Source organism: Nonomuraea sp. MTCD27 (assembly GCF_041950495.1).
In the GTDB taxonomy this organism is placed as follows: Bacteria; Actinomycetota; Actinomycetes; order Streptosporangiales; family Streptosporangiaceae; genus Nonomuraea.
On record NZ_JBGNUW010000011.1, the window covers coordinates 376860 to 389401 of the forward strand.

The window sequence follows — 12542 nt, forward strand, 5'->3', positions numbered from 1 at the left end:
GGGCGCCCGGGGTCGACTCGATCAGCCCCGGGGTCATCGCCACGCCCATGGGACAGTCCGTGCTCAGCGGCGAGCACGGCGCCGGCGCGAAGGCGATGATCGAGGCTTCCAACGCCAGGCGCGCCGGCACCGCCGGTGACATCGCGGCCGCCGCCGCGTTCCTGCTCGACCCCGCGACGAGCTACGTCTCCGGGGCCGATCCGCTGGTCGACGGCGGCGTCACCGCCACGGCCCGCACCGGGGCCTCATCGGATCCAGCGGCTGATGAGGGCGTCGTGGCTCAGGAGTTGCAGCCGCAGCTGCAGCCGCTGGCGCACGAGCAGGAAGAGCCGTGACCGCAGGAGCAAGATTTCGCTTTATTCGCTGTCATGCAGCATATATTGCGCAAAATGATGTCCGCCGAACTCGCCGCGAGGGAACAAACCCCCTCCCTCCGAGCATGTGATATCAGACGTGACATCAGCTGGCGCGACGCAGGGTGCGGCCCGGCCGGGCGCCCGTGAGCCGGCCGTCCTGGAGCGCGGGCACGCCGGACACGAGGACGTGCCGCATCCCCTCCGCGTACCGCCAGGGATCGGCGTAGGTCGCCAGGTCGGCGACCGCCGCCGGGTCGAACACGGCCAGGTCGGCGATCTGCCCGGCCGCCACCGTCCCCCGGTCGGTGAGCCCGGCGCGGGAGGCGGGCAGCGAGGTCATCTTCCGGATCGCCTCGGCCTGCGGGACTACGGCGCGCTCGCGCGCGTAGTGCCCCAGCGCCCGGGCGAAGGTGCCGAAGTTGCGCGGATGGGGGTGGCCGTCGCCGGGGGCCCGGAGCACCCAGCCGTCGCTGGCCACGGCGCTGCTGGGATGGCGCAGCACGGCGTCCACGTCCCGCTCGGCCATCGCGTGGTTGACGATCATGACCTGGGCCTGGTGGGCGGCCAGGACGTCCAGCACGACCACGGCGGGCTCGACGCCGCCGTCCCTGGCCAGGTCGGCGATGCTGTCGCCGGCGCGGTCCGCGTACGGGCCGGGCGGGAGCGAGGCGATGACGACGCCCTCCGGCAGGAACGTACGGCCGACCGCGGGCCGCAGCTCGGCCAGCATCCGCTCCCGCGCCTCCGGGTCCGCCAGCCGCTCCAGCAGCGCCGGCGTCCCGCCCTCCAGCGCCCATCCCGGCAGCCGGGAGGTCAGCGTGGTCGACGAGGCGGTGTACGGGTAGACGTCGCAGGCCACGTCGGCCCCTTCGGCGACCGCCGCGTCGATCATCGCCAGCGCCTCGGCGACCTTGCCGTGGTTGGCCGGCCCCATCGCCTTCAGGTGGGAGATCTGCAGCCGCACACCTGAGGCGCGGGCCGTGCCGAGCGCCTCCTCGACGGCCTCGACGAGCCGGTCGCCCTCGTCGCGCATGTGGGTGGCGTACAGCAGGCCGTGTCTGGCGGCCTCGGCGGCCAGCGCGACCACCTCGCCGGTGCCGGCGAACGACCCGGGCGCGTAGATCAGGCCGGTGGAGAGCCCGAACGCGCCCTGCCCGGCCGCCTCGGCCAGCAGCTCCCGCATCCGGTCGAGCTCGGCCGGCTCGGCCGGGCGGCGCTCCTGACCCATGACGGCGGCGCGCAGGGCGCCGTGGCCGACGAGCGGCGCGAGGTTGACCGCCGGGCGGGCGGCGTCCACGGCGGCGGCGAACCGGTCGAGGTCGCGCAGCGGGCCGTGCTCGGCGGGGAAGGGCGACAGGCCGCAGTTGCCGGTGACGAGCGTGGTGACGCCCTGCCGCAGGCATCCCTCGGCGTCCAGCGCGTCGAGCACGCTGAAGTCGGCGTGCGAGTGCAGGTCGACGAACCCGGGCGCGACGGCCAGCCCGCTCGCGTCGATGACGAGGTCCGCGACCGGCCCCCCGGAGACCCCCAGGTCAGAGGCGATCGCGGCGACGCGGCCGTCCTTGACGGCGAGGTCGGCGCGGCGGGGCGGGGCGCCCGTGCCGTCGATCAGGGTGCCGCCGACGATCAGGACGTCGTACGGGGCCTTCTCCGGCGTCATCCGGCACCGAGCGCTCTGTTCATGCGGCTCACCCTAGGGCAGCCGGCCTCAGGACCGCTGCGCCAGGGCCAGCTGGATCCGGGTCACGGCGGCCGAGATCGCGCTCACCCATCCGGGCAGCTCGTCCCGGTCGAACCGCGCGGTGGGCAGGGCGAGGGACACCGCGGCCAGGGGCGTTCCGGCCGGGCCCCTGACCGCCATGCCGATGGCCGTCAGGCCCGTCTCGGTGAGCTGGTCGTTGACGGCGAAGCCGCGCCTGCGCACCAGCGCCAGCTCCCGGCGCAGCCGGGGGAGGTCGACCGTGGCGTCCCCGTCGTACAGGGCCGTCACGTCCGTGGCGGGGAGGGCGGCCAGGATCGCCTTGCCTCCCGACGCCTGGTGCGCGGGCAGCGAGCGGCCCACCCGGTCACCGACGCGCAGGATCTGCCGCGACTCGACCGTCGCGATGAACCGCACCTCGGTCCCGGCCGGCACCACGAGGTTGGCCGACTCCCCCGTGCGCTCCACCAGGGTCCGCAGCTCGGGCAGGCCCAGCTCGCGCAGCAGCGCCACCGGCGCCCCGGTGGTCTCGGCCGGGCGCAGCACCTTGCCCGGCCGGTAGCGCCGGTCGGGGCCCTGCTCGGCGAAGTCGCGGTAGACCAGCATCGCCAGCAGCCGATGGGCGGTGGAGACGGCCACCCCGAGCCGCTCCGCCGCGTCGGTCACCCGCATCGGGCCCTCCTGCTGCAGCAGCGCGGCGAGCTGCAGCGCGTGGTCCACGGAGGACAGCGCGTACGGCGGTTTGTTCCTCATAGCAGAAAGAGCTTATCCGGAGGGCAGAAAGCAGGACATCCTGAAACCCTCCGACCCCACGAAAGGCCCTGGCCCATGACCTTTCCCGTTGGCTCTCCGGTGGCCGTCGTCGCGTCCGACGCCGCGGACCAGCCCGAGCGCACGCCGGAGCTGGAGGCGCTGTACCGCGGCTTCGAGCGGGAGATGCTGATCCCGCTGTGGACGGAGATCGGCGACCTCATGCCGCTGTCCCCGAGGTCCAAGGCGGTGCCCCACCTGTGGCGGTGGACCGCGCTGCTGCCGATGGCGGAGCGGGCGGGCGAGCTGGTCCCGGTGGGGCGCGGCGGCGAGCGGCGGGCGATCGCGCTGGCCAACCCGGGCCTGGGCGGCCGCCCGTTCGCGACGCCCACGCTGTGGGCCGCGATCCAGTACCTCAACCCGGGCGAGGACGCCCCGGTGCACCGCCACACGCAGAACGCCTTCCGCTTCGTCGTCGAGGGCGACGGCGTGTGGACCGTCGTGGACGGCGACCCCGTCGCCATGCGCCGCGGCGACTTCCTGCCGCAGGCCGGCTGGCACTGGCACGGCCACCACAACATCACCGACCGGCCCATGGCCTGGATCGACGGCCTGGACATCCCGTTCCAGTACTTCGGGGACTCGACGTTCTTCGAGTTCGGGCCGGACGCGGTGGAGACCCGGGAGGCGCCGGAGCGCTCGCGCTCGGAGCGGCTCTGGGGCCACCCCGGGCTGCGGCCCCTCACCCACCTGCGGCCCACGCCGGCGACGCCGCTGCTGGCCTACCGCTGGGAGCACACCGACCGGGCACTGGCCGAGCAGCTCACGCTGGAGGCCGAGGGCTACCGCGCGACGACGGAGCCGGGCCACGCCGCCGTCCGCTACGTCAACCCCACCACCGGCGGGGACGTCATGCCGACCGTGCGCACCGAGTTCCACCGGCTGGCGCCGGACACCGCCACCGCCGCCGTCCGCGAGGTCGGCTCGTCGGTCTTCCAGGTGTTCGACGGCACCGGCGAGGTCACCGTCGCCGGGCACACGTGGCAGGTCGAGCGCGGCGACCTGTTCGTGGTGCCGTCCTGGCAGCCGCTGACGCTGGCCACCGGCCGGGGGCTGGACCTGTTCCGGTTCAGCGACACCCCCATCTTCGAGAAGCTGAACCTGTACCGCGCCGACGACCAGGAGAACCCCCGGTGAGACTCGCGACCATCCGCACCGGCGACGGCACCCGCGCGGCCAGGCTCGACGCCGGCGGCTACGTCGACCTCGGTTTCCCCGACGTGGGCGCTGGAGATGGGACGCGACCTGCCCGAACACCCGACGCTGTTCGCCAAGTACGCCGAGGCCCTCATCGGTCCCCATGACGACATCCAGCTCGCCCCCGAGTCGTCGGCCGTGGACTGGGAGGCCGAGCTGGCCGTCGTGATCGGCGCGACGGTACGGCGGGCCTCGGAGGACGAGGCGGCCGCGGCGGTCGCCGGGTTCACCGTCATGAACGACGTCACCATGCGCGACTGGCAGTTCCGTACCAAGGAGTGGCTGCAGGGCAAGACGTTCGAGGGCACCACGCCGCTCGGCCCGGTGCTCGTCACCCCCGACGAGCTGCCCGGCGGGGTACGCCCGGCCCTGCCCATCTCCTGCCGGGTGGACGGCGCGGTGATGCAGCGGGCCGACACCTCCGACCTGGTGTTCTCGCCGGTCGACCTGGTCCGCTGCCGCGGGCCTGGCGGCCTGGCTGACCGGCCGCGCCGCCCGGCCGCACGTGCTGGGGCCCTGGTTGTGAACCCGAACGGACAAGGACGGCACTGATGAACGCCCCCTACGCGCCCGTCGACGTCGTGGTCGCCGGCGGCGGCATCGGCGGCCTCGCCACCGCCTACGCCCTGGCCCGGGCCGGGCACGCCGTACGCGTCCTGGAGCGCTCTCCGGAGTTCGCCGAGGTCGGCGCCGGGCTGCAGATGGCGCCCAACGCCACCCGCATCCTCAAGGAATGGGGCCTGCTGCCGGAGGTCCTCGACGCCGGCGTCACCCCGCGCCGGCTGCTGTTCAAGGACGCCCTCGACGGGACCGACCTGACCCACCTCGACCTCGACGACGCCTTCGAGACCCGCTTCGGCGCGCCGTACGTGGTCATCCACCGCGGCGACCTGCTCGACATCCTCGCCCGCGCCTGCGTGCGGGCCGGCGTCGAGCTGGTGCCCGACTGCGCGGTGCTCGACGCCGTCCCCGGTGCGGACGGTGCCGTGGTGCACAGCTCCCTGGGCGAGCACGCGGCGGGGCTCGTGGTCGTGGCGGACGGACTGCGCTCCCGGCTGCGGGCCAGGTTCAGCGACGACGAGCCGATCTGCTCGGGCTACGTCGCCTACCGCGGCGCCTTCCCCGTCGCCGAGCTCGACCGCGACCTGGACGCGGAGACCGCCCAGAACGTGGTCGTGCACCTCGGCCCCGGCTGCCACCTGGTGCGCTATCCGCTGCGCCGGGGCGAGATCCTCAACACCGTCGCCGTCTTCAGGTCGCCGTCCTACGAGCCGGGAGCCGAGGACTGGGGCGGGCCGGAGGAGCTCGACGCGGCCTTCGCGGGCTGCGACCCGGCCGTCCGCGGGAGCCTGAAGTCCCTGTGGCGGGACCGGCGCTGGCCGATGTACGACCGGCGGCCGATCTCCCGCTGGACCGACGGCCGCCTGGTGCTGACCGGCGACGCCGCCCATCCCATGCTGCAGTACCTCGCCCAGGGGGCGTGCCAGGCGATCGAGGACGCGTACTGCCTGGCCGCCGAGCTGGGGGCGCAGCCGGACCTGGCCGGCGCGCTCAAGAGCTACGAGGCCGAGCGCACCGTCCGCACCGCGCGGGTGCAGGACACCGCGCGGATCTGGGGAGACATGTGGCACGTCGACGGCGTCGGCCGGCTGCTGCGCAACGAGCTGTTCCGCGTGCGCGACCCCCGTGACTACACCTACGTCGACTGGCTGTACGCCTGACCCCGGCCGTCCACGGCCTGCTCCGGGGCGAGCGGCGGCCCGCCGGGCAGCCCGCCGGGCTCGCACCAGGCGGCCAGGAACTCCTCTGCCAGCGCGCGGGAGCCGGCGAACGCGCCGCCGGGGTGTTCCAGGGCCGTGGCCGTGAGCAGGCCGACCTTCTCCGCCACGAGGTCCCGCAGGGAGTCGGCGTCCGTCAGCCGCCCGGCCAGCTCGGCGAGGTAGCCGATCGTCGCCCCGGCGCCGCAGACGAAGTCCGCCAGCGGCTCGGCTCCCCGCTCGCGCAGCGTGCGCAGCCCGTCGGGGGTGTAGGGGACGTTGGCCGCCGGAGCGACCACGTGGGCGCGCACCCGGGCGGCTCGTGCGGCGTTCAGCGTCCCGGTCCTCGCTCCGGGCACCAGGACGTCCGCGGCCACCTCGTACAGCTGCCCGGCGGGCAGGACGGGCAGGCCGAGCCGGGTGACGCAGGCGTCCCCGTGCTCGGCGCGCAGCTCCAGCAGCGCGGCCACGTCGAGGCCCGACTCGTCGGCCACGCAGCCGTACACGGTGGACAGGGCGACGATCCGCGCCCCCCGCCGCGCGGCCTCCCGCACCACGGCGCCGCCCACCTTGCCGAACCCCTCGACGGCGAACGTGCGCCCGGCGAGTCCGCCGAGGGCCGTGTCGGCGGCGGCGACCACGCCGAGACCGGTCACCGTCGTGTCGAGCAGGGCGCCGTCGGCCTCCTGGTGCATGACGGAGTCCGCGCGGTAGCCGGGCAGCGTGGCGAAGTCCTCCGTGCGGGTGCCCAGGTCGGAGGAGGTGAGGAACGCGTTGCTCGCCACGAGAGGGGCGATCTCCCGGCAGTATCGGGCCACCGTCTCGGCGCGCTCCTCGGGCTTGGCCCGCAGCACCGCCTTGGCCCCGCCGATCCGCTCGCCGAGCACGGCGAACTTGTACGTCATCGCCCGCGCCAGCAGCTCGGCCTCGTGACGGGTGACGTCGGGGGCCAGGCGGGTGCCTCCCGCGCTCAACGGGCAGTCCAGGTCGAAGGCGATGTACCCATCGACCGAGGTCAACTCCACGATCTTCATTTGTGCTCCTCGTGCGCGTCGACGAACGCGTTCACCCTCTCACGCGGGATCGACGCCGTCGTAGTCCACGAGGAGGTGCCGCGGCCCGCGCAGGACGGGGCTCGGCCGGTACGGGGGCGGGTCGGCGACGAGCCGGGGATCGCGCAGCCGGCGGACCAGCTCGGCCAGCACGATCTGGGCCTCCAGCCGGGCCAGCGGCGCGCCGAAGCAGTAGTGGACGCCGCCGCCGAAGCCCAGGTGCTCGTTGCGAGGGCGGCAGGGGTCGAAGCGGTCGGGGTCGCTCACGTGGGCCGGGTCACGGCTGCCCGCGGCCAGCGCCAGGACGATGGGCGATCCGGCCGGGATGGTGGTGCCGGCGATGGTGATGTCGTCGAGGGCGATCCGCGAGGAGACGATCTGCACGGGCGGCTCGTAGCGCAGCAGCTCCTCGACCGTGGGGACGACCAGGCCCGGCTCGTCGCGGACGCGCCGCAGCAGGTCCGGGTGGCGCAGCAGGGTGAGCATGCCGTTGGCGATGAGGTTGATCGTGGTCTCGTGGCCGGCGATCAGCAGCAGCACGGAGGTGGAGACGACCTCCTGCGGCGTCATGGCGCCGTCGGGCCCCCGGTACGTGACGAGCCCGGACAGCAGGTCCTGCCCCGGCCGCTCCCGGCGGACCTCGGCGAGCCCGGCGAGGTAGTCCTCCAGCTGCTTGGACACGGCCTGGCGCTCCCGCTCCCGCTCGGCCCGATCCTCCTCACCCGGCCCGAGCGTCTCGATGATCTGGTCGGCCCACGCGTGGAACTGGGGCTCGTCCTCCTGCGGCACGCCCAGCACCCGGCAGATCACCGCGACCGGCAGCGGGTAGGCGACCTCGTCGACGAGGTCGGCCCGGCGCTTGCCCGCGATGCCGTCGATCAGGTCGGTGGTGATCCGCAGCATCGCCGGCCGCAGCCCGTCGACCAGGCCGGGCGAATGCGGCGGCCCGAAGTGGCGCATGGTCAGCCGGCGCAGCCGGTCGTGCTCGGGCGGGTCGAGCCCGATGAACGCCGGGGAGCGATCCGGCGGCTCGGCCGCGGAGGCGAGGTTGCGGCGGTCGGAGCTGACGCGCGGGTCGTGCAGCAGCTCGACGATCTCGCGGTACGTGCTGACGACGTACGTGCCGTCCTCCTGCCGCGCCACCGGCGTCGCGCGGAGCTGCCCGAACAGCGGGTAGGGATCGGCGCGGCCGGCCGGATCGAGGATCCGCTCGAAGACGCTCTGCGATGTCATGGCCCGCATCACTCCTGCCTGGGCTCTGTGCTGTCTGGGACGCTGTGCTCTGGACGCCGTGCTGTCTGAACGCTGTGCTGTCCGGGCTCTCTGCTGTCCGGCGATCGGGGTCAGCTGTGCGGGGTGTGCAGCAGGGAGGCGCGGCGTTCGGCCGGGTCGTGCCCGGTCACCACGACGGTCGCCCCCGCCGTGGCGACCAGCCGTTCGGGCACCCGCGCCGGCACCGGCCCCGCCGTCCCGCGCTGGTCGACGTGGCGGAACTCGGGCGGGAACGGCGCGGCCCGCTCGATCAGCCGCTGGTAGAACTCCAGCCACATCCCCTGGTCGAAGGTGACCGCCGCCGTGACACGCCCCTGGTACCCGTAGACGGCGACGAAGCGCCGCTCGTCCGTCGAGCCCTGCGTGATGGTGATCTCGTCGGCGAAGGTGGGCACCCCCACCGACTTGATGTTGACGCCGAACTGGCTGGACCAGAACACCGGCACCGACAGGTGCGGCCAGCGGTGGGCCTGGTCGCTGACCATGTTGTGGGCGGCGATCTCGGCCTGGGCGACCGCGTTGCCCCAGTGCTCCAGCGTCATGAACTGGTACTGGTAGAGCGGGTGCGGGAAACGCGCGATGTCGCCGGCGACGAAGATGTCGTCGGTGACCAGGCCGTTGGTGTCCACGGCGCGGCACCCCGCGTCGCAGGCCACGCCCCACACGCCGGCGGCCAGGCCCGAGTCCCGCAGCCACTCGACGTTGCGGATGGAGCCGAGCGCGACGACCGCCACCTCGGCCTCCACCGTGCTGCCGTCCGACAGGCGGGCCCCGCGCAGCCGCCCGTCCGCGTCGCCGCCCAGGGCCGTGACGGTCGTGTCGCACCGCAGGTCCACGCCGTGCTCGCGCTGGAGTCGCGCCGCCACGTCGCCGATCACGCCGCCCAGGGCGTTGACGAGCGGCGCGGGGCCGCGTTCGACGACCGTCACCGGCAGGTCCAGCTCGCGGCAGACGGAGGCGATCTCGCAGCCGGTGAACCCGGCGCCGAGGATGAGCACCCGGCGCGGGCGGGCGGCCAGCGCCTGGCGCAATTGGGCCGCGTCCTCCAGGGTGCGCAGCGTGTGCACGCCCTCCAGCGCGGCCTCGGCCTCGTTCGGCCAGGGCCGGGCGCGGGTGCCGGTGGCCAGCAGGACCCGGTCGAAGGCGATCTCGCGGCCGTCGGCCAGCCGGACCCGCTTGCCCGCCACGTCCAGACCCGTCGCCTTGGTCCCCCACAGCCACTCGGCCTCGACCTCGCGCAGGCGGGGCAACATGGTGTGGTCGAACGGCACCTGCCCGGTGAGGACCTGCTTCGACAGCGGCGGCCGGTCGTACGGCTCGTGGCGCTCGCCGCCGATCACCGTCAGCGGCCCGGTGAAGCCCTCCCGCCTGAGCACGCCGGCGGCCCGGGCCCCGGCCAACGAGCCCCCGACGATGACGATGCGGCCGTCGCCGCTCCGCCCGGCCGGCGGGCGCTCCTGCGGCGGGACGGGCAGCGTTTCCGACCGGTCGAGGTGGATGGCCTGGACCGGGCAGGCGGCGGTCGCGCGCAGCACGTGCTCGCGATGCTCGTCGCCGGGGTCCAGGTCGTACAGGAGCGACTCGTCCCGGATGGTGAAGACGTCCGGCGCGAGGAAGGCGCACTGCCCGTATCCCTGGCAGCGCGTCAGGTCGACGACGACTTTCACAAGGCCACTCCCCCGTCGAGCGAGCACGCGCGCCCGCTCGTCCGTGGCGGGCTTCCGGCCCGTGTGGGCCTACCCCGGCGGCGCCGCCCCGTAGCCCGGCAGCGGTGATCATTCCCTGGTCTTTGCAGGCCGGAGGGCTGCGGCTGCCCTTCCGCCCCGACGCCTCGACCGGCGCCCCGCTCGGCGTGGCGCCGCCCCCGGCGCCTCGACCGGCGCCCGTTCGGCGTGGCCACGGGCCGGCCGACCGCAACCCCGCCCATGGCGCGAGCGAGCGGCGGACGGCCACGACCCGGCCCATGGCGGGCAAGCACGCCAAGGCGCAGGAGGTCGCTCGGGGATCCGATCCGTGTCGCGCCACCGGATCCCGCTCGCGGGTCGCGTCTCCCCGCCCGGTGGCCATGGAATGATCGTGGTGGGATGGAGGCGGTGATGGGGCTGGAGATCCATGATTACCTGAGCGTGCTCTCGGAGGCCTCCCTGGCCATGACCAGCAGCCTCGACGGCGACACCGCGCTGCGGCGGCTGTCGAGGATCCTCGTGCCCCGTCTGGCCGACTGGTGCGCGGTCGACCTGGTCGAGGGCGAGACGGTGCGGCGGGTCAGCGTGGCGATGAGCGGCCCGGAGACGCGCTTCGCCCATCTGCACAGCAAGACCGGGCCGCTGCCCCTGGAGTTGGAGGACCTCCTCCTGCCGATCCTGCGCACGTCCGGCGCACTGCTGCTCACGGCTCCCGGGACCACCCCCGCCGACGTCGAGCTCGGGGAGGCGCGCACGCGGCTGCGGCGCGTGCTGGCCGCCGACTCCGCGATCGTGGCCCCGCTGCGCGTACGCGGCAACGCGCTCGGCGCGCTGACCCTGGCCCGTTTCGAACCGGGCTCGCCCCTGACCGACGCGGATGTCCCGATCGTGGAGGATCTGGCCCATCGCGCCGCCCTCGCCGTCGACAACACCCGCCTGTACGGCCTGCAGCACGAGATGGCCACCCGGCTCCAGCACTCCCTGCTGCCCAGGCTCCCCGACATCAGCCCGCTCCGCCTGGCGGCGGGCTACCTGCCCGCCCGGGAGTCGTCGCAGGTGGGCGGCGACTGGTACGACGCGTTCCGGCTCTCCGACGGCACCCCCGCCCTGGTGATCGGCGACGTGGAGGGCCACGACATCACCGCCGCCACGCAGATGAGCGAGGTCCGCAACATGCTGCGGGCGCTGGCCTTCGACGGCCGCGAGAAGCCGAGCCAGGTGGTGTCCCACCTCGACAGGGTGCTCGGCGGAGTGGGCGGCAACCTGCTCACCACCATGGTGCTGGCCCATCTGGAGGGCCCTGCGACGGGCCCGTGGCAGTTGCGCTGGGCGAACGCCGGTCATCCCGCGCCCCTGCTGATCACCCGCGACGGCGGCACCCGGTTCCTGGAGGAGGGGCGCTCGGCGCTGCTCGGCCTCGACCCGACCTTCTCCCGTGCCGACGCGGTCGAGGCGCTGCCGCCGCGCTCGACGGTCCTGTTCTACACCGACGGGCTGATCGAGCGCCGCACCGAGCCGCTGGACCGGGGCATGACCAGGTTGCGCAGGCAGGCGGGCACGCTGGCCGGCGCGGACGTGCAGACGATCTGCGACGAGCTGATCACCCTGGCCGACAAGGCGAACGAGGACGACATCGCGCTGCTGGCCGTGCAGCTCCCGGACGAACGGCCGACCGCATGACGGAACGGGCCTGGTCTACACGCGAAGAAGCCGGGCCCGTAGGTACGAGCCCGGCTCCCTCATGGCATGCGCCAGGTCAGGCGGCCACGATGTTCTCCGCCTGCGGGCCCTTCTGGCCCTGGACGACGTCGAAGGACACCTTCTGTCCCTCGGTGAGCTCGCGGTAGCCGCCGTTGGCGACGATGTTGGAGTAGTGAGCGAAGACGTCGGCGCCGCCGCCGTCCTGCGCGATGAAGCCGAAGCCCTTTTCCGAGTTGAACCACTTCACGGTTCCGGTTGCCATGTCAATCTCCTTGAGATAGTGCAGGAAAACGAAATTCGCACTGCGCGGATTCCGTGTCGCCGCGATGAGCCCATCCGGAAATGACCGGCAAACAAAACGCGCCCGAAACCCAAGCACTGCTCAGGCGCACAAAAAGTCTTTATGGGTAACACAACTGCAACGCCCAACAGGCTAGCACACGCCCGCCGTGCACGGCGTAGGAGACGGATCAGTTTTGTCGTTGCGTGGTATGAGATTTTTGCGGTGATTTACGCGCTTTTTCCCTGGCGGGCACACCCGCCCCAGCCGACCGCCCGGCCCCATCGCCGCCGCCGACGAACCCTTCCGCCGGAGGGCGGGGCCGCACCGGCCCACCCGCCACTCGGCGCCGGCCGTCGGCGCCGACTTGGAGGCGGGCTCGCGGCGCGGCGGGAACGGCCAAGACGGCGCCATGACATTCGATGAATCGCACTATTCCCGCATTTATCCAGTTCCGGGGAGATCCAGGCGCCGGGACCACTGGAGGTCGCGCGACAGGAACGGATCCAGCCCTCGGCCCGCCGCCCGTACAGCGGCACTGCTGGGCGCGCCGTGCCGGCCGATCGACTCTCCCCTCTCGCCCGCCGACCAGATCCCCGCGCAGGCGCCGCCCGCTCCCCGGGCACCGGAGGCTTCTTATTCACCCTTGACTTATATAAGTCGAGAGTGAGATTGTCGGTGCCGTACGAGGTGCAGCGGTGCGAGAGCGGCACCCGTACGCCGTCTCACGCCA

The 12542-nt window shown here is 73.7% G+C and carries 11 protein-coding genes; 5 read left to right on the forward strand and 6 right to left on the reverse strand.

The features are described 5' to 3' along the window. The first annotated feature begins 47 nt into the window (after nt 1-47). The gene (locus ACBJ59_RS31485; RefSeq protein WP_375113834.1) at nt 48-335 is read left to right on the forward strand and encodes an SDR family oxidoreductase; all 288 of its coding nucleotides are present in this window, start codon (nt 48-50) and stop codon (nt 333-335) included. Nucleotides 336-459: 124 nt separating this feature from the next. Here the strand turns inward: ACBJ59_RS31485 and ACBJ59_RS31490 are convergent, their stop codons facing one another. Together ACBJ59_RS31490 and ACBJ59_RS31495 are read right to left on the reverse strand one after the other, a co-directional pair. Next, complete coding sequence (locus tag ACBJ59_RS31490; RefSeq protein ID WP_375113835.1) at nt 460-2016, reverse strand: amidohydrolase family protein; 1557 nt, start codon at nt 2014-2016, stop codon at nt 460-462. Between the two features lie 48 nt (nt 2017-2064). Further along, on the reverse strand, nt 2065-2808 hold the full coding sequence (locus tag ACBJ59_RS31495) for an IclR family transcriptional regulator (protein WP_375113836.1): 744 nt from the start codon (nt 2806-2808) through the stop codon (nt 2065-2067). Nucleotides 2809-2883: 75 nt separating this feature from the next. On the opposite strand from ACBJ59_RS31495, the gene ACBJ59_RS31500 reads away from it, so the two are divergent. The 3 genes from ACBJ59_RS31500 to ACBJ59_RS31510 all read left to right on the forward strand — a co-directional run bounded on the left by ACBJ59_RS31500 (nt 2884) and on the right by ACBJ59_RS31510 (nt 5783). Next, nucleotides 2884-4002, forward strand: coding sequence for a cupin domain-containing protein (locus ACBJ59_RS31500; RefSeq protein WP_375113837.1), 1119 nt, complete (start codon nt 2884-2886; stop codon nt 4000-4002). A gap of 96 nt (nt 4003-4098) precedes the next feature. Next, nucleotides 4099-4614: a fumarylacetoacetate hydrolase family protein gene (locus ACBJ59_RS31505; RefSeq protein ID WP_375113838.1), complete on the forward strand. Its 516-nt coding sequence runs from the start codon at nt 4099-4101 to the stop codon at nt 4612-4614. Further along, a complete protein-coding gene (locus ACBJ59_RS31510) occupies nt 4614-5783 on the forward strand; it encodes an FAD-dependent oxidoreductase (protein WP_375113839.1) in 1170 nt (389 codons plus the stop codon). Before ACBJ59_RS31505 ends, ACBJ59_RS31510 begins: the two co-directional genes overlap by 1 nt. On the opposite strand, the gene ACBJ59_RS31515 is transcribed toward ACBJ59_RS31510, so the two are convergent. From ACBJ59_RS31515 to ACBJ59_RS31525, 3 genes are all read right to left on the reverse strand, one after another. Continuing rightward, entirely contained in the window at nt 5759-6853 is a 1095-nt protein-coding gene (locus tag ACBJ59_RS31515; protein WP_375113840.1) for a Glu/Leu/Phe/Val dehydrogenase dimerization domain-containing protein, read from the reverse strand. The genes ACBJ59_RS31510 and ACBJ59_RS31515 overlap by 25 nt on opposite strands. A 39-nt stretch (nt 6854-6892) precedes the next feature. Beyond that, the gene (locus ACBJ59_RS31520) at nt 6893-8104 is read right to left on the reverse strand and encodes a cytochrome P450 (RefSeq protein ID WP_375113841.1); all 1212 of its coding nucleotides are present in this window, start codon (nt 8102-8104) and stop codon (nt 6893-6895) included. Nucleotides 8105-8214: 110 nt separating this feature from the next. Then, the gene (locus tag ACBJ59_RS31525) at nt 8215-9810 is read right to left on the reverse strand and encodes an FAD-dependent oxidoreductase (RefSeq protein ID WP_375113842.1); all 1596 of its coding nucleotides are present in this window, start codon (nt 9808-9810) and stop codon (nt 8215-8217) included. Between the two features lie 417 nt (nt 9811-10227). Here ACBJ59_RS31525 and ACBJ59_RS31530 point away from each other — a divergent pair, with 417 nt between their 5' ends. Further along, on the forward strand, nt 10228-11508 hold the full coding sequence (locus ACBJ59_RS31530; protein ID WP_375113843.1) for a PP2C family protein-serine/threonine phosphatase: 1281 nt from the start codon (nt 10228-10230) through the stop codon (nt 11506-11508). A 76-nt stretch (nt 11509-11584) separates the two neighbouring features. Here the strand turns inward: ACBJ59_RS31530 and ACBJ59_RS31535 are convergent, their stop codons facing one another. After that, nucleotides 11585-11791: a cold-shock protein gene (locus tag ACBJ59_RS31535; protein WP_139637865.1), complete on the reverse strand. Its 207-nt coding sequence runs from the start codon at nt 11789-11791 to the stop codon at nt 11585-11587. Nucleotides 11792-12542: the final 751 nt, after the last annotated feature.

Excerpts from the sequence above, each read along its gene's own strand:
- ACBJ59_RS31485 (WP_375113834.1), top strand. The coding sequence starts at position 48 with ATGGGACAGTCCGTGCTCAGCGGCGAGCACGGCGCCGGCGCGAAGGCG.
- ACBJ59_RS31490 (WP_375113835.1), bottom strand. The coding sequence starts at position 2,016 with ATGACGCCGGAGAAGGCCCCGTACGACGTCCTGATCGTCGGCGGCACC.
- ACBJ59_RS31495 (WP_375113836.1), bottom strand. The coding sequence starts at position 2,808 with ATGAGGAACAAACCGCCGTACGCGCTGTCCTCCGTGGACCACGCGCTG.
- ACBJ59_RS31500 (WP_375113837.1), top strand. The coding sequence starts at position 2,884 with ATGACCTTTCCCGTTGGCTCTCCGGTGGCCGTCGTCGCGTCCGACGCC.
- ACBJ59_RS31505 (WP_375113838.1), top strand. The coding sequence starts at position 4,099 with ATGGGACGCGACCTGCCCGAACACCCGACGCTGTTCGCCAAGTACGCC.
- ACBJ59_RS31510 (WP_375113839.1), top strand. The coding sequence starts at position 4,614 with ATGAACGCCCCCTACGCGCCCGTCGACGTCGTGGTCGCCGGCGGCGGC.
- ACBJ59_RS31515 (WP_375113840.1), bottom strand. The coding sequence starts at position 6,853 with ATGAAGATCGTGGAGTTGACCTCGGTCGATGGGTACATCGCCTTCGAC.
- ACBJ59_RS31520 (WP_375113841.1), bottom strand. The coding sequence starts at position 8,104 with ATGACATCGCAGAGCGTCTTCGAGCGGATCCTCGATCCGGCCGGCCGC.
- ACBJ59_RS31530 (WP_375113843.1), top strand. The coding sequence starts at position 10,228 with ATGGAGGCGGTGATGGGGCTGGAGATCCATGATTACCTGAGCGTGCTC.
- ACBJ59_RS31535 (WP_139637865.1), bottom strand. The coding sequence starts at position 11,791 with ATGGCAACCGGAACCGTGAAGTGGTTCAACTCGGAAAAGGGCTTCGGC.